This window comes from Kribbella sp. CA-253562, assembly GCF_050942265.1.
Taxonomy (GTDB): domain Bacteria; phylum Actinomycetota; class Actinomycetes; order Propionibacteriales; family Kribbellaceae; genus Kribbella.
This window is the reverse complement of the sequence record NZ_CP192049.1, coordinates 5,050,204-5,076,831: the sequence shown is the minus strand read 5'-3', so window position 1 is coordinate 5,076,831 and position 26,628 is coordinate 5,050,204. Positions and strand designations below refer to the sequence as shown.

26 protein-coding genes are annotated in these 26,628 nt (G+C 69.3%); 10 read left to right on the top strand and 16 right to left on the bottom strand.

Annotation, left to right across the window (positions count from 1 at the left end):
* The first annotated feature begins 26 nt into the window (after positions 1-26).
* The 3 genes from ACQPXM_RS23945 to ACQPXM_RS23935 are packed head-to-tail and all read left to right on the top strand — an operon-like array spanning position 27 to position 2,376.
* The gene (locus ACQPXM_RS23945) at positions 27-1,208 is read left to right on the top strand and encodes a mandelate racemase/muconate lactonizing enzyme family protein (RefSeq protein WP_432936897.1); all 1,182 of its coding nucleotides are present in this window, start codon (positions 27-29) and stop codon (positions 1,206-1,208) included.
* Positions 1,205-1,543 (top strand): L-rhamnose mutarotase, encoded by a 339-nt coding sequence (locus ACQPXM_RS23940; RefSeq protein WP_432936895.1) that lies wholly within the window; start codon positions 1,205-1,207, stop codon positions 1,541-1,543. Before ACQPXM_RS23945 ends, ACQPXM_RS23940 begins: the two co-directional genes overlap by 4 nt.
* Entirely contained in the window at positions 1,540-2,376 is an 837-nt protein-coding gene (locus ACQPXM_RS23935) for an amidohydrolase family protein (RefSeq protein ID WP_432936893.1), read from the top strand. The genes ACQPXM_RS23940 and ACQPXM_RS23935 overlap by 4 nt, the downstream gene beginning before the upstream one ends.
* Here the strand turns inward: ACQPXM_RS23935 and ACQPXM_RS23930 are convergent.
* The 12 genes from ACQPXM_RS23930 to ACQPXM_RS23875 all read right to left on the bottom strand — a co-directional run bounded on the left by ACQPXM_RS23930 (position 2,361) and on the right by ACQPXM_RS23875 (position 15,342).
* Positions 2,361-3,143, bottom strand: coding sequence for a FadR/GntR family transcriptional regulator (locus ACQPXM_RS23930; protein WP_432936890.1), 783 nt, complete (start codon positions 3,141-3,143; stop codon positions 2,361-2,363). The two genes, ACQPXM_RS23935 and ACQPXM_RS23930, sit on opposite strands and share 16 nt — an antisense overlap.
* A 43-nt stretch (positions 3,144-3,186) precedes the next feature.
* On the bottom strand, positions 3,187-3,792 hold the full coding sequence (locus ACQPXM_RS23925) for a TetR/AcrR family transcriptional regulator (protein ID WP_432936888.1): 606 nt from the start codon (positions 3,790-3,792) through the stop codon (positions 3,187-3,189).
* 53 nt (positions 3,793-3,845) lie between these two features.
* Positions 3,846-4,493 (bottom strand): response regulator, encoded by a 648-nt coding sequence (locus ACQPXM_RS23920; RefSeq protein WP_432936886.1) that lies wholly within the window; start codon positions 4,491-4,493, stop codon positions 3,846-3,848.
* The gene (locus ACQPXM_RS23915; RefSeq protein ID WP_432936883.1) at positions 4,490-5,695 is read right to left on the bottom strand and encodes a sensor histidine kinase; all 1,206 of its coding nucleotides are present in this window, start codon (positions 5,693-5,695) and stop codon (positions 4,490-4,492) included. The genes ACQPXM_RS23920 and ACQPXM_RS23915 overlap by 4 nt, the downstream gene beginning before the upstream one ends.
* 63 nt (positions 5,696-5,758) lie before the next feature.
* Positions 5,759-7,246: an alpha/beta hydrolase gene (locus ACQPXM_RS23910; protein WP_432936881.1), complete on the bottom strand. Its 1,488-nt coding sequence runs from the start codon at positions 7,244-7,246 to the stop codon at positions 5,759-5,761.
* Between the two features lie 146 nt (positions 7,247-7,392).
* Complete coding sequence (locus ACQPXM_RS23905) at positions 7,393-8,136, bottom strand: SDR family NAD(P)-dependent oxidoreductase (protein WP_432936879.1); 744 nt, start codon at positions 8,134-8,136, stop codon at positions 7,393-7,395.
* Positions 8,137-8,229: 93 nt separating this feature from the next.
* Positions 8,230-9,117: a formylglycine-generating enzyme family protein gene (locus ACQPXM_RS23900; protein ID WP_432936876.1), complete on the bottom strand. Its 888-nt coding sequence runs from the start codon at positions 9,115-9,117 to the stop codon at positions 8,230-8,232.
* Positions 9,118-9,128: 11 nt separating this feature from the next.
* Positions 9,129-10,769, bottom strand: a complete 1,641-nt coding sequence (locus tag ACQPXM_RS23895; protein WP_432936873.1) for an alpha-L-arabinofuranosidase C-terminal domain-containing protein — start codon at positions 10,767-10,769, stop codon at positions 9,129-9,131.
* Positions 10,770-10,839: 70 nt separating this feature from the next.
* Positions 10,840-11,670: a carbohydrate ABC transporter permease gene (locus tag ACQPXM_RS23890; RefSeq protein ID WP_432936870.1), complete on the bottom strand. Its 831-nt coding sequence runs from the start codon at positions 11,668-11,670 to the stop codon at positions 10,840-10,842.
* Positions 11,667-12,548, bottom strand: coding sequence for a carbohydrate ABC transporter permease (locus ACQPXM_RS23885; RefSeq protein ID WP_432936868.1), 882 nt, complete (start codon positions 12,546-12,548; stop codon positions 11,667-11,669). The genes ACQPXM_RS23890 and ACQPXM_RS23885 overlap by 4 nt, the downstream gene beginning before the upstream one ends.
* Positions 12,549-12,622: 74 nt before the next feature.
* The gene (locus ACQPXM_RS23880) at positions 12,623-14,119 is read right to left on the bottom strand and encodes an ABC transporter substrate-binding protein (RefSeq protein ID WP_432936866.1); all 1,497 of its coding nucleotides are present in this window, start codon (positions 14,117-14,119) and stop codon (positions 12,623-12,625) included.
* Positions 14,120-14,133: 14 nt separating this feature from the next.
* Positions 14,134-15,342 (bottom strand): ROK family transcriptional regulator, encoded by a 1,209-nt coding sequence (locus ACQPXM_RS23875; protein ID WP_432936864.1) that lies wholly within the window; start codon positions 15,340-15,342, stop codon positions 14,134-14,136.
* A 62-nt stretch (positions 15,343-15,404) separates the two neighbouring features.
* Between ACQPXM_RS23875 and ACQPXM_RS23870 the strand changes: the two genes are divergently transcribed.
* Genes ACQPXM_RS23870 through ACQPXM_RS23840 form a run of 7 tightly spaced genes read left to right on the top strand, consistent with a single transcriptional unit; the run spans position 15,405 to position 23,537 of the window.
* Complete coding sequence (locus ACQPXM_RS23870) at positions 15,405-16,703, top strand: ROK family transcriptional regulator (RefSeq protein WP_432936862.1); 1,299 nt, start codon at positions 15,405-15,407, stop codon at positions 16,701-16,703.
* Positions 16,687-17,529, top strand: a complete 843-nt coding sequence (locus ACQPXM_RS23865; RefSeq protein WP_432936860.1) for an ABC transporter permease — start codon at positions 16,687-16,689, stop codon at positions 17,527-17,529. Before ACQPXM_RS23870 ends, ACQPXM_RS23865 begins: the two co-directional genes overlap by 17 nt.
* Positions 17,526-18,332: an ABC transporter ATP-binding protein gene (locus ACQPXM_RS23860; RefSeq protein WP_432936858.1), complete on the top strand. Its 807-nt coding sequence runs from the start codon at positions 17,526-17,528 to the stop codon at positions 18,330-18,332. Before ACQPXM_RS23865 ends, ACQPXM_RS23860 begins: the two co-directional genes overlap by 4 nt.
* Positions 18,333-18,346: 14 nt before the next feature.
* The gene (locus ACQPXM_RS23855) at positions 18,347-19,348 is read left to right on the top strand and encodes an aliphatic sulfonate ABC transporter substrate-binding protein (protein WP_432936856.1); all 1,002 of its coding nucleotides are present in this window, start codon (positions 18,347-18,349) and stop codon (positions 19,346-19,348) included.
* On the top strand, positions 19,345-20,850 hold the full coding sequence (locus ACQPXM_RS23850; RefSeq protein ID WP_432936853.1) for a sulfatase-like hydrolase/transferase: 1,506 nt from the start codon (positions 19,345-19,347) through the stop codon (positions 20,848-20,850). Before ACQPXM_RS23855 ends, ACQPXM_RS23850 begins: the two co-directional genes overlap by 4 nt.
* Positions 20,851-20,907: 57 nt before the next feature.
* On the top strand, positions 20,908-22,263 hold the full coding sequence (locus ACQPXM_RS23845) for a family 43 glycosylhydrolase (RefSeq protein ID WP_432936850.1): 1,356 nt from the start codon (positions 20,908-20,910) through the stop codon (positions 22,261-22,263).
* Positions 22,264-22,316: 53 nt separating this feature from the next.
* Complete coding sequence (locus ACQPXM_RS23840; protein WP_432936847.1) at positions 22,317-23,537, top strand: hypothetical protein; 1,221 nt, start codon at positions 22,317-22,319, stop codon at positions 23,535-23,537.
* Positions 23,538-23,546: 9 nt separating this feature from the next.
* Here ACQPXM_RS23840 and ACQPXM_RS23835 read toward each other — a convergent pair whose 3' ends face one another.
* The 4 genes from ACQPXM_RS23835 to ACQPXM_RS23820 are packed head-to-tail and all read right to left on the bottom strand — an operon-like array spanning position 23,547 to position 26,608.
* The gene (locus ACQPXM_RS23835; RefSeq protein ID WP_432936845.1) at positions 23,547-24,344 is read right to left on the bottom strand and encodes an alpha/beta fold hydrolase; all 798 of its coding nucleotides are present in this window, start codon (positions 24,342-24,344) and stop codon (positions 23,547-23,549) included.
* Positions 24,320-24,595 carry a muconolactone Delta-isomerase gene (gene catC / locus ACQPXM_RS23830; protein ID WP_432936842.1) on the bottom strand — a complete coding sequence of 92 codons (276 nt, stop codon included), beginning with the start codon at positions 24,593-24,595 and terminating at the stop codon, positions 24,320-24,322. The genes ACQPXM_RS23835 and catC overlap by 25 nt, the downstream gene beginning before the upstream one ends.
* Positions 24,596-24,598: 3 nt before the next feature.
* Positions 24,599-25,723: a muconate/chloromuconate family cycloisomerase gene (locus ACQPXM_RS23825; RefSeq protein ID WP_432936840.1), complete on the bottom strand. Its 1,125-nt coding sequence runs from the start codon at positions 25,721-25,723 to the stop codon at positions 24,599-24,601.
* Between the two features lie 24 nt (positions 25,724-25,747).
* Positions 25,748-26,608: a dioxygenase gene (locus tag ACQPXM_RS23820; RefSeq protein ID WP_432936838.1), complete on the bottom strand. Its 861-nt coding sequence runs from the start codon at positions 26,606-26,608 to the stop codon at positions 25,748-25,750.
* Positions 26,609-26,628 lie beyond the last annotated feature (20 nt).

Here is a 26,628-nt window from a genome sequence, read left to right as displayed (position 1 = left end):
GCCCCGGCTCTCAAGGAGAACGACAGATGAAAATCACCGGATACCGCAGTCTGAGCACCGTGCACGACTGGGGGAGGGTCACCGGCGACGTCAACGGCGTACAGAGTGGCAACACCACGCCGGTGCCCGTGCTCCTGATCGAGACCGACGCCGGCATCGACGGGATCGGTCTGGGTGCCCACGGTGACGTGGCGCGGGTCTTTCCCGCGGTCGAGGGCGAGGACCCGCGATCGGTGGTGGCGCTGTACGACCGGATGCTCGACTGGGTGTTCAAGGCCGGTCATGGCGGGCCCGTGTTCGGCACGATCGGCGCGATCGACATGGCCCTGTGGGACATCAAGGCCAAGCTGGCCGGCGAGCCGCTGTGGCGACTGCTCGGCGGGCGCGAACGTTTTGTCCCCGGCTACGCGTCCGGGCTCGAGTACGGCCTGGCCGACGACGAGCTCGCCGAGCTCTACGGCCGGTTCGCGGACCGCGGGTTCAAGGCGGGCAAGCTCAAGGGCGGTCGCGATCTGGACCGCGACCTGCCGCGGCTGGAGATCATGCGCGACGTGCTCAGCCGCAACTCCCGCCGGCCCGCGCTGATGTTCGACGCGAACGAGTCGTGGAACCAGGCCCAGGCCGCCCGGTACGTCGCGGCGATCGAGCAGCAGTTCGACCTCACCTGGGTGGAGGAGCCGCTGCGCCGCTGGGACGCGGCCGGACTGGCCGCGCTGCGGGGCAAGATCCGTGCGGCGATCGCCAGCGGCGAGAACCTGACCGGCCTCGAGCAGTATCGCCCCCTGCTCGACGCCAAGGCCCTCGATGTGGTTCAGGTCGGCAACGTGTGGGGCATCACCCACTTCCTGCGGGTGGCGACGCTGGCGCACGGCCACGATCTGCCGGTCAGCCCCGTCGCGTACAACGCGAACCCGATCGCGCACGCGGCCGCCGCCGTACCGAACCTGCTGACCTACGAGGTCCAGGATCTTCATTTCCCGGTCGGGCTGGACGTCGACCAGGAGTTCGACGAAGGAGGGATCATCTTGGGCGACCGCCCGGGCATCGGCATCATCGTGGACGAGTCCCAGCTCTCACCGGGCAACTCCGGGGCGGATCTTCCCGCATCGACGGGGCCGCACATCCGGCCGGAGCGCGCTGCTCTGCGACTGGTGGCCGAGCCGGACGTGATCGACGTTCCCGCCGTACCGCTGAGGCCGGTCTCGTGACGCGGGCGCCGGAACGCCGGGCGTTCGTCGTCGGCGTACGTCCGGAGAAACGGGAGGAGTACCTGGCGCTGCACAGCGACGTGTGGCCGGGCGTCGAGCAGAAGCTTGTCGAGTGCAACATTCGCAACTACAGCATCTTCGTCTTCGGCGACGTCCTGTTCGCGTACTACGAGTACGTCGGCGAGGATCACGACGCGGACCTGCGGCGGATCGCGGACGACCCGGTGTCGCAGGACTGGTGGACGCACACCGACCCGTGTCAGGTGAGGATCGCCGAGGAACGCAATCCCGGTGCGTTGTGGCAACCGATCGACGAAGTGTGGCACCTCGGATGAGCCTGGGCGTCGACGCCCACGTGCACCTGTGGGATCGAGCGCAGGACCCGCAGGACTGGATCGATCCGCGGACCATGGCGCCGATCGCCCGGGACTTCGGCTCCGCCGATCTCGGTGTCATGCTCGCCGCGACGGGCCTCGAGCGTGCGGTCGTCGTCCAGTCGAGCAACAGCCTGGAGGAGAGCGTCCGGCTCGCCCAACTGGATCAGTCGGTGGTCGCGGGTGTGGTCGGGTGGGTCGACCTCACCGCGGAGGTCGGTCCGCAGCTCGATCGGATCCGTCGCGACGCGACCGTTCCCGTCGTGGGCGTGCGGCATCTGGTCCACATCGACCCGGATCCCGCGTGGTTGTTGCGGGACGACGTCGCGCTCGGCCTCGCCGCGCTCGAGCGTGAGGGGCTCTGCTTCGACCTCGTCGTACGGGAGTGGCAGCTGCCGCAGGCGGCGTTCGTGAGTGGTCGCCACGAGGGGCTGCGTCTGGTGCTCGACCATCTGGGCGGTCCGCCGGCGCCGGGAGCGGACCTCACGGCGTGGGCAACCGGGCTGCGAGAACTCGCTCGCCGTCCGAACGTGGTCGCGAAGGTCTCGGGCCTGGTGTCCGGCCTGGCGCCGGGTTCGTGGCGTGCCGAGGATCTGGCCGACCGGGTGGCGATCGCGCTCGAGGTGTTCGGGCCCGATCGTCTGCTGTACGGCTCCGACTGGCCGCTGGCCGAACTCGGCGGGGGAGCGGCGGTCTGGAGGACGGCCGCGGACCACTTGTTCGCGGGACTGTCGGAGTCGGAGCGCGGCCGGGTGTTCGGTGGCAACGCCGCCGCGACCTACTGCTTCTTCTGAGCCTTCTTCCGGCCGCGCGGTCGGGGAGCGTGGTCGGACAGCCGGCGGCGCTCCCACGACCCGTGAATGTGGGAGTGCATCGCCTTCTCGGCGGCCGCCACGTCGTTGCGCGCGATGGCCTTGACGATCGCCTCGTGCTCCTTGAGCGTCAGTGCCACCGCGTCGGGCGGGTTGATGCCCTGGTACCGACTGGACTCCACAGCGCGTTTGTAGATGTGCTTGGCGATGTTCTCGGCCAGCCGGTTGCCGGAGATCTCCATCACCGCGTAGTGGAAGATCACGTCGGCCTGCCGGAACGAGTCCGTCTCCGACTCGCTCTCCCGCATGGCCGTCAACGCGTTCTCCAGCCGCCGGAGCTCGTCCGCGCTGTGCGATCCGGCCACCGCCCCCGCCATGGCCGCCTCGAGGCTCGCGCGTACGACGGTCAGTTCGTCGAGGACGCCCAAGCTCTCGTCGTTGTCGATCAGGGCCGACAGCACCACCGGGTCGAGCATGTTCCAGTACCCCGGGGCGCGCACCTGCGTCCCCCGGCCCTGCGAGACGGTCACCAGCCCCTTCTCCTCGAGCCGCTTCACCGACTCGCGCAACACCGTGCGGCTCACCCCGAACTGCTCGCTCAGCGGGCCCTCCGGCGGCAGCAGATCGCCTTCCTTCAACCGGCCCGTCACGATCAGATCCACGAGCTCGGCGACGACCGAAACCCCGAGCCGACCCACGGGCAACCGTCGCGGAGTCAACTGCGCCGCGGAAATCGAGTCCTTCGCCATACGTATGATCTTAGCGAGGTGCAGCCCGCGCGCGGTCGTACCGCTACGGCTGCCAGGTGCGTAGTGTCGTGTCGACGATCTGCTGGAGTTCGTCGTGTCCGAGGCCGTTGGCAGCCTGGACGGCGATGCCGAACGCCACGGTGAGCAGGTAGCGGGCGAGTTGCTTCGGGTCCGCGTCGGGTGGAAGGTCGCCTTCGTCGACGGCGCGCTGGAAGCGCTGCTCGAGCTGCAGGCCTACTCCGTTGCGCCAGTCGACGAGTACGCCGTGCGCGGATCGGTTGCTGTCACTCGACGCCAGCGCGCCCTGCACGGCAAGGCATCCGGCGAACGTTTCGGGCAGGGTCGTGGTCCGAGCGGCTCCCCGCAGGAGCGTCTCGGCGACGGCTCGTGCGGTCGGCTCTTCCAGGGCGCGCGTCGCGTAGGCGGCCGGGCCTTCCTTGTAGCGCTCGAGCGCTTTGCGGAACAGTTGCTCCTTGTTGCCGAAGGCGGCGTACATGCTGGTCTTGGTGATTCCCATCGCGCCGGTCAGGTCGGCCAGGCTCGCGCCTTCGTAGCCCTGCTGCCAGAACACTCGCATGGCGCGCTCCAGCGCCTCGTCGGTGTCGAATCCCCTGGGCCGGCCCAAGACAGTGCTCCGGGAACCATCCATGCGTTCACTGTACCCCTCGGTACAGAAGTCGCCGCCGGCCGATGGTCCGGCAGCTAGCGCATCAGCCCGTACTCCCAGGCCCAGACCGCGATCTCGGTGCGGTTCCGGGCGGCGATCTTGCGCTGGATCGAGGCGAGATGGGATTTGACGGTGGACAGGGAGATCATCAGTTCCGCGCTGATCTCGGCGTTGGTGCGGCCGCGGGCGACGGCCTTGACGGCGTCCAGTTCGCGCTCGGTGAGCGCTGGTCTGGGACGGCGGGCGCGGCCGCCCGCGGTGCTGAAGTGTGCCAGCAACCGCGTGGTGATCGAGGGCGAGACGAGCGACTCGCCGTTGGCCGCGGCGTGCACCGCCTCCACCAGCAGCCTGGGACCGGCGTCCTTCAGGAGAAAGCCGTGGGCGCCGGACCGGAGCGCTTCGTGAACGAGTTCGTCGAGGTCGAACGTCGTCACGATCAGCACCCGGAGCGGGTGGGCGACGTCGTGGCCCGCCAGCAGGCGGGTGGCGGCCAGGCCGTCCATCAGCGGCATCCGGATGTCCATCAGCGTGACGTCCGGACGCAGTTCCTGGGCCAGCTCCACGGCACGCTTGCCGTCTTCGGCTTCCCCGACGATCTCGATCCCGGGTTCGCGTTCCAGGATCAGCCGGAAGCCGGCCCGGACCATCGCCTGGTCGTCGGCGAGCAGGACTCGCAGAGTCATCGTGCCGCTCCCTTCTCCGGCGGCCGCGCCGCCACAGCGCCGCCTGGCAACGGAAGCTCGGCGAGCACCCGCCAGCCGTGGTCGCCGTGCTCCCCGACGGTCAGTCGTCCGTCCAGCGCGTCGATCCGCTCGCTCATCCCAATCAGTCCGTAGCCGTCTCCCGTGTGGCGGGTGCGGCCTCGGCCCTGCCGTGTCCCGTCGTTGCACACCTCGACCCGGAGGTAGTGCGCGTCGGTCTCGACGACGGGCCGCACCGTGACGACGACCCGACGCGCGTCCGGCGCGTGCTTGCGCACGTTGGTCAGGGATTCGAGCAGGACGCGGTGCACCGTCGACACCGTCTCCGGAGTCACCGCGAGATCCGCGAGCTCGGGAGCCAACCGAAGGGTGATCGACGTGTCGCCGTCGACGGCCGCCTCGATGGTCTCCAGCAGGTTTCCGGCAGTGGGTGGAAGCCGCTGATCGGGACTGCGCAGCATCACCACCAACCGGCGTACGGCGCTGAGGGCCTCGGCTCCGGCCCGCTCGATCTCGCCGAGCAACTCTCGCTCCGAGCCGTCGGCGAGTACGACCTGCGCCGCTTGAGTGCGGACGACGACCCCGGTGATGTGGTGGGCCACCAGGTCGTGCAGCTCCCGGGCCAGCGCGAGGCGTTCCCGGTTGCGGGCGGCGATCTGCGCGGCCTCGCGGCGCGCGTCGCCGTCACGCAGGATCAGCCCGACCGCTACACCGACGCCCCAGAGCAAGGCCCACAGAACCGAGACGGTGAGATTGACCGAGTCGAAGCCGTACCGCAGAACGGGCGCGACGACGACGGTCAACCCGCCGGCCACCGCGACCCCGCCGGCCAGGCGCGGGCGCAAGTGGTGGCAGCTCGCCCCGATCAGCAGGATCAGGGCGAGTGTCTCGGTGTCGCCGGCGAGCCTCCCGCCCGGCTTCGTGAGGAAGCCGGCCAGGCTGCACAGCAGCGACAGCACGATCCCGGCCGTTGTGAGCTGCGCGAGCAGATCGGGCCGGCGACGCCGAAGGACCGCGAGTACGCCGATCGCCGCGCCCACGCTGAAGTACAGGAACTCGCCCGCCGAGGGCGAGTCGTCCAGGATCAGGCGCCGGACGACCTGCTCGGCGTTGAGACCGAGCAGGACGACGAACTCGGCGATGAACAAGCCCCGGCGCAGCGGCCGGTTGGTGGCGAGGATCACCGAGTCGTCGTCCTTCCTTGTGAGCGCACCGAGACCGTCACTGCCCGCTCGGTGGGCCCGGCATCAGCGAGGCTCTGCCTGGACCGGGCAGTGATAGCCGCGGTCCGGGCGGTCACCCGTGGTCAGGAACGACGTGACCGCGTGCTTCGCGCACTGGTTCTTGCCGCCCGGATAGACGCCGTGGCCGCCCTGATCGGCCGTGACCATGGTGGCACGGTTGCCCAAGGCCCGCAGTAGCTTCTGCGCACCGACCAGCGGCGTCGCGGGGTCGCGCAGGTTCTGCACCAGGAGCACGTTCGACGGACCCCGGTCGGTAATGCGGACCGGCGGCTCCGTCGGGTCGGGCCAGAACGCACAGGGCTGGAGGTTCGCGCCGGCCGCACCGAACAGCGGGTAGCGGATCCGGTCGACGGCGACGTTGCGCTGGTAGGTCTCAACCGCCTTCGGCCAGCGGGAGTCGTTGCAGATCATGTAGTAGCGCGCGGCAACCAAGTTCTGCACGTTCTGCGTCGCGGTGTCCGCAGGCACCGGCGGTTCCTGGTTCGCGTCCACGGCTCGCCAGATACCGGCCAGCGTCGGAAATTGCTGCCCGCCGTACAGGAAGACGAAAGTGAGCAGCCGGAACGTCGAACCGTCGATCGACGGGAACGGCTTCTTGTCCAGCCAGCCGGCGAGTTCGAAGTACTTGGCGGTCACCTCCGCCGGGGTGCGACCCAGGCCGTACTCGCGGTGGTTCGCCGCGGCGTACTTCGCGAAGTCCGGGAACCGGTCGGCGAAGCCGCGGGCGAACAACCGGTCGTTGGCGTAGTCCCAGCCGTCGGGTCCCACGTTGCTGTCGAGCACGATCCGGTCGCTGCGCTCCGGGAACAGCGTGGTGTAGACCGCGCCGAGGTGGGTGCCCCAGGAGGCGCCGGCGTACGAGATCTTCGACTCGCCCAGCGCGACCCGGACCTGGTCCAGGTCGCGGGCGGTGTTCGCGGTGCTGACGTACGGCAGCATCCACGCGGTCTTCGACGCCGCGCACTGCTTGGCGATCTGCTTGACCGCGGCGGCTCGCTTCGTCACATCGGCCGCGTTGCGCGCGTACGGCGGGACGTTGCCCGCTGACTGCTGCTCCACGGTGAGGTCGCAGGTGACCGGTGTACTGCGGCCCATGCCGCGGGGGTCCATCCCGATCACGTCGTAGCTGTCACGGACACTCTGCGGAAGGCCCATCGCGACGAGGAACGCCGGGTAGTTCTGACCGGGGGACGGGCCGCCGGGGTTGGTCAGCAGCACTCCGCGCCGCTTGTCCGGCTTCGTGCTGGGGAGCCGGGAGACGGCGATGTCGATGGTTCGGCCGTCCGGCTTGCGGTAGTCCAGCGGAACCTTCACCGTGCCGCACTGCATGCCGTCCGGGATCGGCACCGGGGAGATCTCGGGCGGGCACTTTTCCCACTGGATGCCTGGTACTGCTTGCGACGCTGCTGCGCCTACCTGTGAGACCGCCGGGACCAGCGCGGCTGCCACCGAGGCAACGACAACGGTCAACGGAATGGCTGTGCGTCTCATGTTTCCCTCCGAAAGGCGCTGTGGACGCAGTCGAGTCTTCGGCAGCCACTCGTCGAGCACACCCACCCACAGACCATGGCGGGTCAACCAAAAGTACGAGACCGCCGTACGCGACCGGGTGGTCGTCGTACGGCGGGCAGCGCGGCTCAGAGCTGGTTCTCGCCTCCGTCGACGTACAGGTTGGCGCCGAGTACGAAGCTGCTCTGGTCCGAGGCGAGGAACGCGACGGCGGCGGCGACCTCGTCCACCGAGCCCATCCGGCCGGCCGGAACCTTCGCCGCGAACTCCGCCTTGACCGCTGCGGCGTTCTCCTCGCCCACCATGCCGGCGACCGCCGGGGTGTCGATCGTGCCCGGTGAGATCGCGTTGACCCGGATGCCCCGTCCCTTGAGCTCGTTGGCCCAGGTCCGGGTGTAGGACCGAAGAGCCGCCTTCGAGGCCGCGTAGGTGCCGAAGGCCTCGACGCCGTCGTCGGCGCGCACGGAGGAGTTCACGATCACCGAGGCACCGTCGTTCAGCAGCGGCAGTGCCTTCTGCACGGTGAACAGCGTGCCCCGCACGTTCACGCCGAAGATGCGGTCGAAGTGTTCCTGCGTGATCTCCTCCAGGGTCGCGAACGCCGCTGTTCCGGCGTTGGCGAACAGCACGTCGAGGCCGTTGCCGCGGTCCCGGACCGCGTCGTACAGCCGGTCGAGGTCGGCCGGGTCGGAGATGTCGCCCGGCACCGCGGTGGCCGAGCCGATGGCCTCGACCGCCGCCTCCAGTTCGTCCTTGCGCCGGCCGGTGACGAAGACGTGCGCGCCTTCGGCGGCAAAGCGCTCGGCGACGGCCAGGCCGATGCCGCTGCTCCCGCCGGTCACGACCGCCGTCTTGCCTTCGAACTGCCCCATGGTGTGCTCAACCTCCTGTACTTCGGTACCGATCGGCACCGAAGTGGCCACCCTAACACTTCGGGACCGAGCGGTACTGAAAGCGTCCGAGGCTCACCACACGCAGCGGAAGCCGACGTTCCCCGCTGAGCTCGAGGCTTCGCTGGAGGACCGGGCCCCGACGCGATAGCGGTTGCAGTACGACGCGTGGCACAGGTACGACCCGCCCCGGATCACCCGGTTCCCGCCGGGGGACCAGTAGTCGGCTGTCCACTCCCAGACGTTGCCGACCACTTCGTACAGTCCGAACCCGTTCGGCGGGTAGCTGCGCACCGGCGCGGTGCCGCGGTAGCCGTCCTCGGCGGTGTTTTTGGTCGGGAAGGTTCCCTGCCAGATGTTGCACCGGTGTTCACCGCCGGGGGTGAGTTCGTCGCCCCAGGGATAGCGCTGTTGCTCGACGCCGCCGCGGGCAGCACGTTCCCACTCCGCTTCGGTGGGAAGCCGGCCACCCGCCCACCGGCAGAAGTTCAGTGCGTCCGCCCACGACACGTGGATCACTGGGTGATCGTCCCGGCCGGCCAGGTCCGATCCCGGGCCCTCCGGCCGCCGCCAGTCGGCACCGGTCACCCCGCACCACCAGGGAGTCGCTTCCGGCCGGTGGCTCACCTTGCGGATCGCGGCCGGCAGGAATCCCGCGAAAACGAAGCTCCAGCCGAATTGCTCGGCCTCGGTGACGTACTCGGTGTCCTCCACGAAAGCGGCGAACTGTGCGTTCGTCACCGCCGTCACCCCCACCGAGTAGGAGTCCAGGCGGACCGGCCGCACCGGGCCCTCGCCGTCGGCCGGGAAGCCGTCCGGGTCGTCCGTTCCCATCAGGAAAGTGCCTGCGTCGATCCGGACCCGCGGCAAGTCGTTCCCGGCGGAGTCCGACACGGCGACCTCGGCCGCCGAGGAGATGGCGGACGGCTCCCGAGCTGGAGCACAGCAGGAATGCTCGGCCATGCCAACCCCTTTCACAGGTCGAACGCCAACAGCGTGATGCTGTGCGCGGGGAAGTCGTAGGCCGCCTCGGGCAACTCGATCACACCCCGGTCCCGCAAGCCGACCCGATCCGGCCGGCTGAGACTGTTCGACGCCAGGACGTCGTCGACATCCGCTCCCAGGTCTTTCACCGCAGCCCGGGCCGGAAGGCTGCCCGGCCGGCCGTCGAGGGTCAGCCCGGCTCGAACGGCCGACGTCGCGTGGCGGTTGATCACAGCCAGCCGAAGCGAACCGCCGTCGGCGGTCACGGTCGCGGACACGTCCAGATCGGGCACTGTCGCGGTACGGACCTGGAAGCCGCCGGTGTGGTCGCGTTCGTCACCTTGCCGGACCGCCGCCAGCCGGCCCGGCGACCGGACCTTGGCCGCGAGCGCTACCGGGCCGAGGTGGTTCTGGTACAGATCCCAGACGTGGAACGTGGCAGCCCGTACGGCGCCGCCCGGCCGCGCGACCACCACGCCGTTGGCGTTCAGCAGGTTGACCGTGTTGGCCATCGTGACGGGTACTTCGAGACCGCCGGCGCGGTGAATGGCATGGAACACCCCGGCGTAGAACAGCGCGTCGGCCAGCGTTCTGGGACTCCACCGGTTGACCCGGTGCGGCCCGTCGACAGCCAGGCCGTGCAGTTCGCGGTCCGCGACGCCGCCGTCGTCGGCGGGCTGCGGCTCGGGCCAGGTCTTCGGTTCGACGTGCCGGATGTTCCACTCGTCAAGGGCGAGGCCGAGCGGGCGATCGGCACCGCTTCGGGAGGCCAGGTCGGTGACGAGGGCCGAATAGTCCTGAATCTGCTGCTCGAAGTACTGCGACTGGGCAACTGTCGCGTCGTAGTCTGCGGGGCCGTCGATCAGCTGGGTGGTCGCACCGTACAGGTGGAACGACACATAGTCGACCAGGTCGCCCACCTGTGCCAGGACGGCCTCGGTCCACCCCTGGCGGTCGTGGCCGAGTCCCACCGCGACGAACCTCAGCGAGGGGTCCACAGCTCGCATGAACCGCGCGTGCTCACGGGCGTCGGCGGCGTACTCGGCGGCGGTCCGGTGACCCATCTGCCAGCGGCCGTACACCTCGTTGCCGAGGCCCCAGTACCGCACGCCGTACGGCGCCGGGTGCCCGTTGGCCGCGCGCTGCCGGGTGTACGCCGTGTCGCCGGCGTAGTTGGTGTACTCGACCCAGCGGACGGCGTCGTCCACGTTCCGGCAGCTGTGCGCCAGATACGGTTCGGTGCCGACCTCGGCACACCAGGCGAGGAACTCGTCGGTGCCGAACCGGTTGCTCTCCTCCTCACCCCAGGCCAGCTCGAGCCTGCGGGGGCGGCTGTCGCGCGGTCCGATCCCGTCCTCCCAGTGGTACGGCGAGGTGAAGTTGCCGCCCGGCCAGCGAACCACCGGCAGGCCCAGTTCACGACACAGCTCGATGACGTCGCGGCGCAGTCCGTTGCGGGCTCCCGGGCCGTCGAGGGACAACGGCGATCCTTCGTCGAACACGCCGCCGTCGATGTTGGCGAAGAAGGCCGACTCCAGGAAGTGGCCGTAGACGAACGGATCGATGGCACTGCGCCGGTCGCGGCGGATGTCGATGGTGGCGCGGGCAGCGCTGGGTCCGGCGTCGGTCACTACGGCCTCGTTTCTGTGCTCACGGCCGCACGCCCGTCGGGCAGGCGTCGCGGCTCTACTCGGGGACGGATCATTGCTTCACGGCGCCGGCCAGACTCTCCACGAACTGCCGCTGCAGAACGACGAACACCGCCACCACCGGCGCCAGCGACAGCACCGCGGCGGCAGCCATCCCGGACCAGTCGGTGTCGTTCTCGCCGACGAACGCGGACATCCCGACCGCGAGCGTGCGCAGTTCGGGATGGCTGAGGGTGAACACCAACGGCAGCAGATAGGCGTTCCAGGCGGCCAGGAACTGCAGGATGAACACGCTCACGGTGATCGGCCTGGCCAGCGGCAGCATGATCCGGAAGAAGATCGTCAGTGGGCCGGCACCGTCCATCCGGGCGGACTCCTCCAGGTCCTTGGGAATGGTGCGGAAGAAGCCGGCGTACAGCAGGGTGGCCGCCGCGTGACCGCCGGCGCCCAGACCGAGGATGACGCCCAGGTGGGAGTTCAGCAGACCGAGCTGGTCGGTCAGCTGGGTGATCGGGATGATCGTGTACCCCTCGGGCAGGAAGAACGTGACCAGGAAGACCGCGATCAGCACCTTCTTGCCGACGAAGTCGTACCGGCCCAGCACGTAGCCGGCCAGCGCACTGCGGACGATCACCAGCGCGACCGTGCCCAGCGTGATCAGCACCGTGTTCAGCATGTACGAGGAGAATCCCACCTCGGACCAGGCCCGGCTGTAGTTCTCCCAGACAGGTGCCTGCGGCAACAGATCGAGACCCTTGCCGAAGATCTCCGGACCGGTCTTGAGCGATGCCGACACCAGCCACAGGAACGGATAGATCCACAGCGCGCACAGCAGCGCGAGGCCCGTGCCCACCAGCCAGCGGGAACTCCTGGTCGTGGTCATGACATCGCCTTCCGGGCGGCGCGGATCCCGGCCGCCTGACCGACGGCGAGCACCATGGTGAGCAGACCGAACAGCACGGCGGCCGCCGACGCGTAGCCCAGTTGAGGCACGGTGGCCCCGAAAGCGGTCCGGTAGATGTAGACCTCGACCACCTCCGAGGAGAACGCGGGACCGCCGCCGGTCAGCGTGATCACCAGGTCGAAGACGTTCAGCGCGCCGACCATGTCGATCAGCGTGATGACGACCAGGAAGGGCAGCAGCAGCGGCAGGGTGACGTGCCGGAACTCTTTCCACGCCCCGGCGCCGTCCATCCGGGCCGCTTCGTACAGCTCGCCCGGGATCGTCTGGAGCGCGGCCAGCCAGTAGATCAACGTGATGCCGAGCCACTTCCACACCCAGACCCCGATCACGCTGTAGAGCGACAGACCCGAGGAGCCGAGGAAGTCGACCGGGCTGTCCACCAGGGCCGATTTCACCAGCGCGAGGTTGACTGGTCCGCCGGCGTCCAGGATCAGCGTGAACACCACGCCGACGATCGCGCCGGTGGTCACCACGGGCAGGAAGAGCAGCGTACGGAACAGTCCCCGCAAGGGGGTCGTACGCCGGTTGAGCACGATCGCCAGCAGCAGTGCGAGGCCGACCCGCAACGGCACGGCGATCACCAGGAACACCAGCGAGTTGACGAACGAGTTCCAGAACAGGTCGTCGGCCCACAACAGCTGGAAGTTGGCGATCCCGACGAAGGTGCCCCGGTCGGCGAAGCCCGGCCAGTCCAGGAACGCGTACCACCAGCTGGCCGCCAACGGATAGACGGTGTACAGGCCGTAGCCCACGATCGTCGGCAGCAGGAACAGGTAGATCCACCAGTCGTCGCGCACCCGGCGCCAGACCGTACGGCGTGGTCTCGGGCGCGCGCCCGGCGGACGGCGTACGGGCGCCGTCGTCGTTGCGGTCACTTGTAGTGGGCCTGGGTGTAGTCCTTGCCCGGCTCCCAGTTGCCGAACACCCAGTCCGCCTCGCCGACCTCGGCGCCCTTCTTCCGGGCGACCTCGATGGCTCGCTTCCGCTCGGCCTCGGCCTTGCCGGAGTACTGGCGCAGCGCGGACCTGTAGTCCGTGGTCGAACCGGTCAGCACGGCCTGGACGATCTCCCCAGGGCTGGGGTGGACGTCGCGCATCTCGGCCAGCGCCTTCGCGACGCCGGCATTGCGGACCTCCGGCACCGGCGCGACCCGGACGTCCTGCCGGAAGTACTCGACGTTCCTGCGATACGCCGGATGCACGTCCGCCTTGTCCACCGAGTCGATCAGGATCGGTGGCTGGTCCATCCGGGTCGCCAGCTGGGCCGCGAACTGCGCGGTGGTCATCGTGCTCAGGAGGTCGGCGGCGATCTTCGGGTTCTTCGCCTGGTCGGACACCCAGAACGAACCAGGTGCGGGATTGACGTAGATCGTGCCCCGCTGGGCGTTCGGGGACGGGACCCGCCAGGCACTGATGCCGCGCTCCACCGCGGGTGACTCCTCGACCTTCAGCCCGCCGATGAACCAAGGCCCCCAGGGGAACAACGCGGCTTCGCCGGCGGCCCAGCGGGCTCTGGCGTCGCGCGGCCCGAGGGACGACGAGGCTGGATGGAGCACGTTGTCGCGGTGGAGCGACAGCAGGAACTCCATCGCCTGGAAGAACGGCTCGGTGGCGATCAGGTTCTCGCCCGTCCGCCAGTCCGTGACGCCTGGAGCGCCGGCCAGCTGGGCGAGCGTGATCAGCTTGCCCGCGAGGTAGTCGGTGTCCTTCATCGGCAGCAACAGACCGTGCACCGCGTCCGGAGTCTTCTGGTCGATCGTGCGCACCGCGGCCCGGTACGCGTCCCAGGTGGGCGGCGACTGGTCCGGATCCACGCCGGCCTGCTTCAGCAGCGCCGTGTTGGCCCAGGTGGTCGAGTCGTGCCACTGGCCGCTGAAGACGGGGAACGTGTAGACCTTCCCGTCGAAGCGGTGGATCCCGTCGTACAGGTAGTCCTTCATCGGCGTGCTGTCGAAGTCGACGAAGTCACCGATCGGCTGGAACCAGCCGTTCGTCACCAGGGCCGCGGCGCTGCTGCCCAGACCCGCGGTCGAGTGCACGTCCGGCAACTGGTTGCTGCGTCGCGCCAGTTGCAGGGCCTGGCTCAGGTCCGCCGGGTCGAGCTGCCGGCGTTGCACGGTGACGTTGCGGTGCTGCTCGTGGTACTCGACGAACAACTTCTTCTCGAACAGTTCGGTCAACGGGCGGAAGTGGTCCCACCAGTTGACGGTGACCGGACCGGCACCGGAGTCGGCCGGGTCGGCGCCGGCGTTCTCGGCCGTCTCACCGCTACCGGTGCAGGCACCGAGCAGCGGCAGCCCGAGGGCGAGCCCGCCGGCGGTCCGAAGGATCTGGCGTCGGCTCGGACGTGGGGTGGTGGTCGTGCTCATGGCGAGGTGCCTCCTCAACCGATGTCATGGAGCTGGACTCCGGGTGGGAGCCCAGAAGCGCTCGCCGGGTAGCCGGCGAGCAGGGCAGAGCGACGCAGCACCAGGGCGATACCGCCGCGGGCCGCGTCGTCGTTGCCCAGAGTGGCGGGTGCGATCTGAAGACCCTGTCGTACCTGGCTGTGGGCGTACTGGTGAACCGCGGCGCGGATCGGCTCGAGCAGATTGTTGCCGGCGGCAGCCAACTCGCCGCCGATCACCACGGTCTCCGGGTTCACCGTGTTGCAGGCCGCGGCCAGCACCGCACCGATCCTGGTGCCGGCCGTCGCGATGATCCGGCGAACGGACTCGTCACCGTCGGACAAGCGGCGCAGCACCTCGTCGAACCGGCGGACCCCGCACTGCTCGAGCACCGCCGCCAAGGACACGTAGCGCTCGAGGCAGCCGTGGCCACCGCATCGGCAGCGCGGACCGTCGCGGTCCACGCTCACGTGCCCCAGTTCGCCGGCCGCGCCACCGGCGCCGGAGAACAGATGACCACCGAGCACGAGACCGCCACCCACGCCGTACGAAAGGCGCAGGTACAGGACGTTCTGCAAACCCGCGCCGGCACCCCAGATCGCTTCGGCGAGCGCGGCCAGCCGGGTGTTGTTGTCGACGTACACGGGCAGGCCGAAGCGGTCGGTGAGACCGTCCCTGACCAACCCGATCCGGGCGGCCCGGCTCGGCTGGCGGTGACCGCCGGTCTCCGACACCGGGCCGACGACTCCGACCCCGATGCCGGCCAGTGCTGCCAATGAGAGGTGGTGAGCTGTGGCCAGGGAGTCGACCAGCTCGAGGGCCAGCTCCAGCCGCCGCGCCCACGGCGTGCGCTCGGAACAGGCGATGCCGGCCGAGCCGACGATCTCGTGCGCGACGTTCGCCACGGTAACCTGGATCCTGCGGTGTCCGAGGTCCATGCCGAGGGCCAGACCGCCGGCCGCGTTCAACGTCAGCAACGTCACCGGCCGGCCGCGACCCCGGGCCGCGCCGTCGACCGCTGTCTCGGTGACCGCGTCAGTGGCCAGCAGGTCCTGCACGATCGAGGACAGCGTGGCCCTGGACAGTCCGGTCCGTTCGGCGAGCTGGGCGCGGGTCATCGCGCCCTGAGTGCGCAGTGCGGCCAGGACCCGCTCCTCGTGGGTCTCCCTCAGCAGGCGCAACGGGCCGGTGGTTTCCTTGGTCACAAGGCGACCTTCGGCGGTCGGGCCAGTTTCTGTCAAGAGTTCGAAATTAATCTGCGGTTCATTTGTCCGGACTCTTGTCGAAAATATTCGGCCGTCCCTACAGTGCGGTCATGCCGACCCCATCCGGAGTGCACGCCCTCGTCCGGCGAACCCATGAAGAGCGCGTACTGCGCGCTCTGCGGGAGGGCGGCGCGATGCGCAGAGGCGAGATCGCCGACGTTGTCGGTCTGTCGCGGTCGACGCTGTCGGAGATCACCGGCAGCCTTCTGCACCGCGGCGCGATCGTTGTCGTCGACACCGATGCGGGCCGTCGCGTGGGCAGCGGGCGGCCGGCAGAGCGACTGGCCCTCGACCCGGGCTCGGCTCAGTACATGGGGGTCGACTTCGGCCACCGGCGGGTCCACGTCGTGGTGGCCGACGCCTCGCACGAGATCTTGCTGTCGGGCTCCACGCCCTACGACAACGACCTGCCCTGGTCCGCCCGGATCGAGACGGCCTTCACGCTGATCGATCAGCTGAGCGGCGCGGCTCGCGTCCACTTCGGCGCTCTGCAAGGCATCGGGATCGGCGTTCCGGGGCCGTATCCGACTCCTCCGACGGCTGGACCGCGGCCGGCCGTCGGCTCCTTGGGACATCCGGAAGCCGTCGGCGTCGACGCCGCCTTCGTCCACAGGTTCGGCGCTGCGGCGATCGTCGACAACAACACCAGGCTTGCGGCGCTGGCCGAGGCGATCAGCGGCGACCAGGCAACCGAAGACCTTCTGTATCTGCGCCTGGGCGACGGAGTCGGCGGCGGGCTGGTCGTCGGTGGCCGACTGGTCACCGGGTCGAACGGTCTGGCCGGCGAGTTCGGTCATGTGACGGTGCGACCAGCCGGCCGGCAGTGCCGCTGCGGCAAGCACGGCTGCCTGGAGACAGTTGCCTCCGTTCCGGCCGTTCTTGCCGCCTGCCGGGCCGGCGGTGCAGCGCTGCACAGCCTTGATGATCTGCGGTCGGCCGTTCGCCGTCCGCATCCGGTCGTCGATGCGGTACTGCGGGACGCCGCCACCGCGGTCGGTGCCGTGCTGGGGTCGTCGGCCATGACGTTGAACCCGGCGAGAATCGTGATCGGTGGCGAGATCACCACGATCGCGCCGGTCATCGTGCGGCAAGCCGCTGTCACGATCGCCGGCCAACTGTTCCCCAGCGGCGTCGCGGGACCGCCGGTCCGGGCTGCCGGACTGGCCGAGGACGCCGGCGCGGTCGGCGCGCTGGCCGCTGTGTTCCACAACAGCCCGCTGCTGGCGGGCTACCCCGAAGCCGACGCGGCCGATCCACGCCGCCTCACCCCTGGAGGAACGGCTGATGGCCGTGCTCAGTAGAACCCGCACCACACCGGAGCCGCCGGCCCGGCCGCCGGACGGCCCACCGGCGACCTCGACCGCCGTTCGCGGCACCCGGCGGCGCCGGATCCCGATCGCCGGCCTCAACGTGGCCTCCGTCCTGCTCGGCATCGCAGTCTGGTGGATCCTTGCCGCCTCGGGGCTGAAGCTGCCGACGCCGCCGGAGGTCGTCGGTCAGGCAACAACGCTGATCCGCAACGGCACACTCGGCGAGGACGTCGTCGCCAGCCTGATCCGCGTGGTCACCGGCTTCGCCCTGGGCACCGCCGCCGCTGTGCCGATCGGCTTCCTGATGGGCTGGTACGCCGCGGTGCGCGGCCTGGTGGAACCGTGGATCCAGTTCTTCCGCACGATTCCACCGCTGGCGATCATCCCGCTCGCGATCGTGCTGATGGGCATCGGCGAGGCACCCAAGATCTTCGTGATCTTTCTGGCCGCGTTCCTGGCCTGCGTGATCTCGACCTTCCAGGGCGTGGTGAACGTCGACCGGACGCTGATCAACGCCGCGCGGGTGCTCGGCGCCGGTGACCTGACGATCTTCCGGCGGGTGGTGGTGCCCGCCTCGACCCCGTTCATCCTGGTCGGGATGCGGGTCGGCCTGGGCTCGGCCTGGGCCACGCTGGTCGCCGCCGAGTTGATCGCGGCCCAGCAGGGCCTGGGATATCGCATGCAGAACGCCCAGCTGTACTACGACCTTCCGACCATCTTCGTCGGCCTGATCTCGATCGGCGTGCTCGGGCTGGTCATGGACCGGCTGCTGCTGACGGCCGAACGCAGGCTCACCGGATGGCAGGAGCGCCGATGACGACCACCGCCAAGATCTCGGTCCGCGATGTCACGAAGACCTTCGCGCTCGGCAAGGAAACCTTCACCGCGCTCGGCAACGTGTCGCTCGACATCGGCGACAACGAGTTCGTCACCGTCGTCGGTCCGTCGGGCTGTGGCAAGAGCACGCTGATGAACATTCTCGCGGGGCTGGAGGAGCCGACGCACGGCCAGGCCCTGGTCGACTCCGTACCGGTGTCCGGGCCGTCACCCGAGCGGGGGGTGATCTTCCAGCAGTACGCGTTGTTTCCCTGGCTGACGGTGCGCCAGAACGTCGAGTTCGGCCTGCGCACCGCGGGGGTGCCCCGGGCCGAGCGGCGAGAGCGCGCGCAGTACTTCATCGCCATGGTGGGACTGGAGCAGTTCGCCGACGCACTGCCGAAGATGCTGTCCGGCGGCATGCGGCAGCGCTGTGCGATCGCCCGCGCCTACGCCGTCGACCCGTCGATCCTGTTGATGGACGAGCCGTTCGGCGCGCTCGACGCGCTCACCCGGGTCAAGCTCCAGGAACAGCTGCTGGACACCTGGAGCAAGGAACGCCGCACCGTCTTGTTCATCACCCACGACGTGGACGAGGCGGTGTTCCTGGCCAACCGGGTGATCGTGATGGCCGCCGGACCCGGACGCGTCTACGACGTCGTCGAGATCGACCAGCCCTACCCGAGGTCGGAGGAGTTCCGGCTGAGTCCGCGGTTCGCCGCGCTGCGCAACCGGGTCTGGCGCTCGGTCTACCACCAGGACGGCCCGACCGCCGCCACTTCGTCGCCGTCACCGACGGCCTGACCACAAGGATCACGATGGCTATCTCACCGACCCGCCGGCGACTGTTCGCCGCTGTCGCGGGCATCCTGCTGACCACCACGGTCGTCGCCTGCGGCGACGACGGCTCCGCGGCCGGCGGCACCGAGGACGTGAACTTCGGGTACATCGGCGACTTCAACGGCACCAGCCTGATCGCCGTTGCCGACGACCAGAAGTTGTGGGACAAACACGGCCTGGAGGCGAAGGCCAAGGTCTTCACCAACGGGCCGTTGCAGATCCAGGCGCTCGGCACCGGCGACCTGGACTTCGGCTACATCGGGCCGGGCGCGATGTGGTTGCCCGCGACCGGGCAGGCCAAGGTCGTGGCCGTGAACACCCTCGGCAACGCCGACCGGGTGATCGCCCAGCCCGGCGTCACCTCGATGGAGCAGTTGAAGGGCAAGACCGTCGGAGTTCCGGAGGGCACGTCGGGGGACATGATCCTCACCCTCGCGCTGCAGAAGGCCGGGATGACCAAGGCCGACGTCAAGGTGGTGTCGATGGACGCCTCCACGATCGTGTCGGCGTTCGCGTCGAAGAAGATCGACGCCGCCGGTTTCTGGTACCCCGCGATCGCCACCATCAAGAAGCAGGTGCCGGAGCTCACGGAGCTGGCGAAGAACTCCGACTTCGAGGCGCAGGTCTCGTTCCCGACCGCGTTCGTGGCCGGCAACGACGTCGTCGCCAAGGAGCCGGACAAGACCAAGAAGGTGCTCGCGGTGCTGCGCGAGGCGATGCGGTTCCGCTCCGACAACCCGGACAAGACGATCGAGCTGACCGCCGAGATGCTCGGCGTCAGCCCGGACCAGGTCAAGGCTGACGCCGCGAACGTCAAGATCCTCGACGTCGACCAGCTCGACACGATGACCAAGGACGGCACGATCGTGAAGTGGCTGAGCGGCATGAACAACTACTTCGTCCAGGCCGGGAAGCTGAAGCAGCCGGTGGATCCGAAGACCTACTACACCGGCGAGCTGTTCACGGGGGCCGCCCAGTGACCGAGCCCACCAACATCCTGTTCCTGATGACCGACCAGCACCGGACCGACACTCTCGGTGCCTACGGCAACAAGCTGGCGGCCACGCCGGTGCTCGACGAACTGGCCCGCACCGGCACGAGGTTCGATCGCTGGTACACGCCGACCGCGATCTGCACGCCGGCCCGGGCGAGCCTGCTGACCGGTCAGGCCCCGTTCCGGCACAAGCTCCTGGCCAACCACGAACGCAACGTCGGCTACATCGAAGACCTGGCCGACGGTCAGTTCACGTTCTCCGCCGCGCTGCGCGAGAAGGGGTACAACTGTGGGCTGATCGGCAAGTGGCACGTGGGGACCCACCGCACGGCCGCCGACTTCGGTTTCGACGGTCCGCACCTGCCCGGCTGGCACAATCCGGTCGACCACCCGGACTACCTGACCTACCTGGCCGAGCACGACCTCCCGCCGTACCGGATCAGCGACCACATCCGCGGCACGCTGCCGAACGGGGGACCGGGCAACCTGCTCGCCGCCCGGCTGCACCAACCGGTCGAAGCGACGTTCGAGCACTACCTGGCGACCAGGGCCATCGACATGCTCGAACAGTACGCCGCGGACCGGCGCGACGACGGCCGGCCGTTTTTCCTCGCGCTGCACTTCTTCGGCCCGCACCTGCCCTACATCCTGCCGGACGAGTACTTCGACCTGTTCGATCCCGCGGACGTCGAGCTGCCACGGTCGATCGCGGAGACCTTCGAGGGCAAGCCGCCGGTGCAGCGCAACTACAGCGCGCACTGGACGTTCGACACCATGCCGATCGAGTCGAGCCGCAAGCTGATCGCCGCCTACTGGGGCTACGTGGCGCTCATCGACCGGCAGATCGGGCGCGTGATGGACGCGATGCGGCGACTCGGTCTGGTCGACGACACGGCCGTCTTCTTCACCTGTGACCACGGCGAGTTCACCGGCTCTCATCGGCTGCACGACAAAGGGCCGGCGATGTACGAGGACATCTACCGGACGCCAGGCCTGCTCCGGGTCCCCGGCGCGCCCGCGGGGGTGGTCCGGTCGGAGTTCGTCAGCCTGCTCGATTGCACCGCGACGATTCTCGAACTGGCCGGCATCGACCCCAAGCCGGCGATCGACTCACGCAGTCTGCTGCCGCTGGTCACCGGAGGCGAGGCGGAGTGGGACGACGACATCGTCTGCGAGTTCCACGGGCACCATTTCCCTTATCCGCAACGGATGTTGCGCACCGACCGGTTCAAGCTGGTCGTCAACCCCGACTCGGTGAACGAGCTGTACGACCTGTCGAGCGATCCCGACGAACTGCTGAACATCTACCCGCTGCCCGAGATGGCCGAGACCCGCGGCCGGCTGATGCGGCGGTTGTACGCCGTACTGCGGGACCGGGGCGACAACTTCTACCACTGGATGACCTCGATGTACGACGTCGGCGACGTCGCCTACGACCCGACCTTGAGCGGTCTCGACGAGGCCAGTTACCAGGGCGGCAAGCAATGACCGGTGCATGCCACGACGACGTGCACCTGTGGTGTCACGACAAGGAGGATCTGGCCCATGAGCAGTTCTGAGAGCGGCTTTCCCGTCGATCGGCGGTCGGTTCTGACCGGTCTGGCCGGTTTGGCCGGAGCGGCCGCGCTGCCTTCGGGTACGGCGTACAGCGCTCCTGCCGCCGGGCCCGGGTCTGTGGAGGGGAGCGGGCGCTACCCGGCGCCCTGGCCCGAGCCCGCGCCGTACGGCCTGGCCGATACCCGACCCGACCTGTGGCCCAGAGACGACAACTCGTTCGTGCTGCCGCTCGAGCTCCGGCCCCGCGACGAAGAGCTCGGCCGGGTGTGGATTCGCGACACCTACGTGAACTGCTTCGTCGTCGACGGCCGCCCACTGTACGTCGCGACCGGCACCACCCGCGTCCCCGGACTCACCGCGGCCGCGCCGTGGAACGACGGCATCTTCGTCTGGGTCTCGCCCTCGTTGCGCGGGCCGTGGCGGCTGGCCGACACCTCCGGAGTCCGGCCCGGCGCCGAGAAGGGCAAGGTCTGGTCGCCCGAGTTCGTCGACGAGAACCGGCCCGGGCGCACGGTTGTCGCGGCGTGGCAGGAGTTCTGGTACGACGAGCAGTTCGGCAAGCGCGGTGAGGTCTGGGCCCCGGAGCTGCACTACTTCCGTGGCACCTGGTACATCGTCGCCTGCATGGGGGACCACTCCCGCAAGGTCGGATCCTTCCTGCTGATCAGCGAGGGCGGGGTCGAGGGGCCGTACCGCCTCGCCGAAGGCAACGTCGGCAAGCCGTTCGGAGACTCCTTCATCGGAGGGCCGCGGTTCATCGAGCCCGGCGCCTACCACCACATCGACGGCAGCTTCTACAGCGAGGGCGACGACGCGTGGCTGGTGCTGCACAACCACCTGTACGCCAAGTTCGCTGCCGACATGGAAGACATCGTGCCGACGACCGGCCTGCCGGCGTACCAGCAGAGGCCGTACGCACCCGAGCCCTATCTGGAGGGCGCCTATGTGTTCAAGTACGGCGGCAAGTACTACCTCTTGCACGCCGCGTGGAACCGGACGTCGACCAATCCGGACGGCACCACGCGTCACGCCTACGATCCGGCCGGGCCGGGCCGGGTCCAGTACCAGTACGACGCCGTGCTGGCGGTGTCCGACCACTTCGAAGGCCCGTACTCGAAGCGGTGGACGGCAGGAGTCGGCGCCGGCCACAACAACATCTTCGAGGACGTCAGCGGTCAGTTGTGGGCCACGTTCTTCCGCAACCCGAACTTCGGCTACTGGGCCGATCCGGCACGGATCGACGATGCCGCGGTGGCAGGCGTCGTGCGCCTGGAGTGGACGGGGCCCGCGAGCAACCGCCTCTACGTGCAACGGCGAAACCACGGCCGGACGATCGCCGACTGACCAGCCCGCAGGAGTGCAGACCTGGATGTCGTCAACGGAATCGGAGCTGAACCATGCCACGTCCGCGCCTCACCACCCGGGTCCTTCCGCTCGCCGGTGCCCTGGTCCTGATCTCCGGGTTCTGCCTTCCCGGCGCCGCTGCCGGGTCCGGCCGCGAGCCTGAAGCTCCCGCTGTGCAACCCGTCACCAGCGAGTTCCGGGTCCAGCCGCTGCCCGCGCTGGGCGCGCTCGGTGCCAACTACAACGAGAACCTGGACCAGCTGAACTATCGCGAGCTGCAGGCGTCCCGCTCGACCTGGGTGCGCGGCTTCTACGCCGTGACCGAGGCCGACCGGGTCCCGCCTGCCGAGAGCGCCGGCCTCCGGGCGATCCGCGCGGCACACGACCGGGGTCTCCGGACCGTTCTGAGTTTGCAGTTCCCCAAGACCACCGTGCCCTTCCCGCGACCGGGCAGTGCGGAGATGGCCGCGGAACTGCGGCGACTGGACCGCGTACTGCCGGTCGTACTCGGGACGGTCGACATCGTCACCATCGGCAACGAGCCGTTCATCGAAAGCATGCCGAGCCAACGCGACCACCGGCTCAACGACTTCTACGAGACCGTCGCGCGCCACGTGATCGCGGCCCGGGCCGGCCTCTGCGCCGACCCGTGCTCCACTCATCTGTATCTGGGCGCGCTGAACCGGCTGGATCTGCCGGCGAACCGCACTCCCGCTGTCGAGCGCTACCTTGCGTTCGCCCGCGAAACCCCCGAACTGGAGGGAGTCGACCTTCATCCGCACGTTCGCGACCAAGCCAGGATCCAGGACTTCCTCGACTACACCCTGCCGCGCCTGCGGCCCGATCAGACCTTCCTGGTGACGGAATTCTCCCTGGTCTGGCACTGGCAACAGCACATGACAGATCGGATCCCGGCGGCTTTCGCGCGACGTTACGGCTACTCGCCGGACGTTCAGATGTGGCAGGTCATCGGCGACGCGATCGAGCACCCGTTCCCCGCACACCAGTGGAACGATCTGCTCTCCCAGAGCCCGTGGTTCGAATCCAAGAAGCACCTGTTGCGTGACGAGATGGCCCGCTTCCGCGGCACGGGCAGGCTGGCCGTCGCGACGTACGGCTTCCGCCAGATCCCGTCGATGACGGCGAACTGGAGCGCGACCAAGACCCCCTGGCTGCTGAACAGCGTGTTCGCACCCCTCACAGTGCGGCCGCGGGACGACGCGATGGCCGCGCCGAACTACGCCTGGATCGACGACTACCGCCTGCTGCAGTGACTGAGCCGCCTACAAGCCGCTGTTGCCCCCATGACCTGCCAGCTGCGCGGCAAGCGACCGGGCGACCATGTCGGCGGCTTCGATGTTGACCAGGTGAGCACCGGCGGTGGTGACGAGTGCCGCTCCTGGAATGGCGTTCGCGAGCTCACGGACGACGTCGGGTGGGGTGGCGGGGTCGTCCTGGCCGGCGATCACCAGCGTGGGGACGGTGATCGTGCCGAGCCGGTGACGCAGGTCGAAGGCGGCGATGGCCTCACAGCAGGCCGCATAGGCGACGGGCGAGGTCGAGCGGAGCATGGCGATCAGGCGTTCGGTTTCGGCCGGGTTGGCGGCGGCGTACCGCTGAGTGAACCAGGTTCCGTAGCGCGACGGGACCAACGCCTCCGTACCGGAGGCCAGGACGAGTTCGGCGCGCGCGGGCCACGCGTCGGGGTCCGGGAACCGGCTCGCGGTGGCCATCAGGGTCAGGGATGCGAGTCTGTCGCTGACGACGGCGAGTTGCTGCCCGATGGCGCCGCCGAGCGAGACACCCGCGTAGTGAAAGCGGTCGACGCCGATCCGGTCCAGCCTGCGCAGTACCGCGGTGGCGAGATCCTCGACGAGGAACGGCTCGTCCCAGGTGGGGGAGCGGCCATGACCTGGGAGATCGAAGCGGACGACCCGGTAGCTCGCGGCCAAGGAGGCGACCTGTACGTCGAACAGGCCGGTGTCGGTGCCGAGCGACGGACCGAGAACCAGCGTCGGCGCGTCGAGGGGCCCGTCGACCGTCGCGGCGAGCGCGTTCACAGCGCCGAGGGATGTGGACACAGCGGCGTCACCCGCACGGTCATGAACGGGAACAGCGGAAGGTTCCAGAGGATCTCGTGGAGCTCGTCGGGGGAGTCCACCTCGAAGACGCTCACGTTCGCGTACTGGCCGACGACCCGCCAGATGTGCACCCACTTGCCCCGTCGCTGAAGGTCCTGGCAGTACGCCTTCTCGCGCCCGAGGGTCTCCGTCCGGGTGGCCGGGTCGAGGTCGGGCGGCAGGTCGACGTCCATGGTGACGTGGAACAGCATCGATCAGTCCCTTCGGAACGCGCGCAGCTTGTCGGGGTCGAGCTCGACGCCGAGGCCCGGGCCGCTGGGCAGGTGCAGGTGCCCGCCGGCGTAGTGCAGCGGCGTCGTGAGCATCTCCTCCGCCATCAGCAGTGGTCCGAACAGCTCGCTGCCCCAGGTGGCTCCCGGGGCGGCGCAGGCGAAGTGCAGTGAGGCGGCGGTGCCCACCGGTGACTCGATCGAGGTGGCGGCGTACGTCGGGAGACCCGCGGCCGCGCCGATGGCGGCGATGTCGAGGCTCGCGCGCAGGCCGCCGCACTTGGTCGTCTTGACCGCGAAGATGTCGGCGGCGCGCAGCCGGGCGAGCCGAACGGCGTCCGACGGGGTGCGCAGGCTCTCGTCGGCCATCACCGGGATCGGCAGTGCGGCGCTGATCTCGGCGAGTGCCTCGATCTCCGCGCCGGGCACCGGCTGCTCGACCATCTCGACTCCCGCCTCGGCGAGCCTCGGCAGGTGGATGAGCGAGGTCAGCCGGTCCCAACGGGCGTTCAGGTCGACGCGGACCCCGGCGACCCCCGCCAGCTTCTCGGCGACGGTGCGGATCCGCGCGACGTCGGCTGCCGGGTCCTGCGCGCCCATCTTGAGCTTGAAGGTGTGGTGCAAGCCAGCGTCGAGTTTGCCGAGCGCCTCTTCGACGACGACCTGGGCGGGCTCGGTGCCGAGCGCCCAGGTGACCGGGATCGACGTCCGCGCCGGCCCGCCGAGCAACGTGTGTACCGGTACGCCGAGGCAGCGCGCCCACGCGTCGTGCATGGCGACCTCGACCGCCGCCTTGGCGAACAGGTTGGCCGCGATCACGTCGCCGACGTCCCTCATCACGCGGTGGAGGTCGTCGACCCTGCGGCCCAGCAGCACCGGCGCCATGTACCGCTCGACGACCAGCTGCATGGTCTCCACCGATTCCCCGCCCCACCAGGGACCCGCCGGGACGACGCCCTCGCCGACACCGGTGATGCCACCGGCGGTGCGGACGAACACGTAGAGCACCGGCTGCGCGTCCATCACCGCCCTGGCGAAGCGGTGCGGGCGCCTCAGCGGTACGTCGACGAGCACGGTCTCGACGCGGTCTATGCGCAGGTCGTCGGTCACGACGGGTCCTTTCCGGGCGGACGATCAGGGCTTCGCGACAGGTTCGAGCTCGAAGTCGTAGCTCGCGGCGTAGCTGCCGTCGTCCTGCCGTCGCAGCGCGAGCACGAGGTCGTCCTTGGTCGCCGAGGCGACATCGGAGTCGAGCCAGTCGCCACCGTCGAAGTACAGCTGGGTGGTGACCTGGCGGTGCCCTTCGGCGCGCACCATCAGGTGCAGGTGGGCGGGTCGCCAAGGGTGCCAGCCGGCCGCCGCGATCATCGCGCCGGTCGGTCCGTCGGTCGGGATCCGGTACGGCGCCGGCTTGATCGTGGTGACAACGAACCGGCCGTCGGCATCGGTGACGACCACCCCGCGCAGGTTGCCGGGCGGGATGTTCGGCGCGAATCCCGAGTAGTAGCCGTCGGCATCGGCCTGCCAGACGTCGAGCTCGGCACCGGCCAGCGCGGTCCCGTCGAGATCGCGCACTTGGCCGCTGAACACCAGCCGGGCGCCCTTCTCGTCTGGACGCATCGGCAGCGTCGTCGCGGCCGGCAGGCGGTACTGGCCGGGCAGATAGTACGGTCCCTCGATGGTTCCGGTCGTACCGCGCTGCGTCTTGGCGGCGACCTTCTCGATCTCGTGCTCGACGAACACGTCGAGCAACAGTGGCCACTCGCCGACCTCGCCGACCTGCATCAGCCATCGCTTCACCGCCTGGAACTCCGGGTAGCTGACCTCCTCGGTTCGGATGACGTCGTAGATCGCCTCGAGAGTCCGGCGCAGAAGCCGATCGGTTCGCTCCTGGGAGGTGGCGGCGGCGGCGCGGCGGGCGGCGGCGGCCCGGAACGCCTCGGAGGCGTTCGCGCCGGCGTCCGCGGCGCTGGCAGAAGTCTGGGTAGCACTCATGGCGGTGTCCCTTGTCGAGG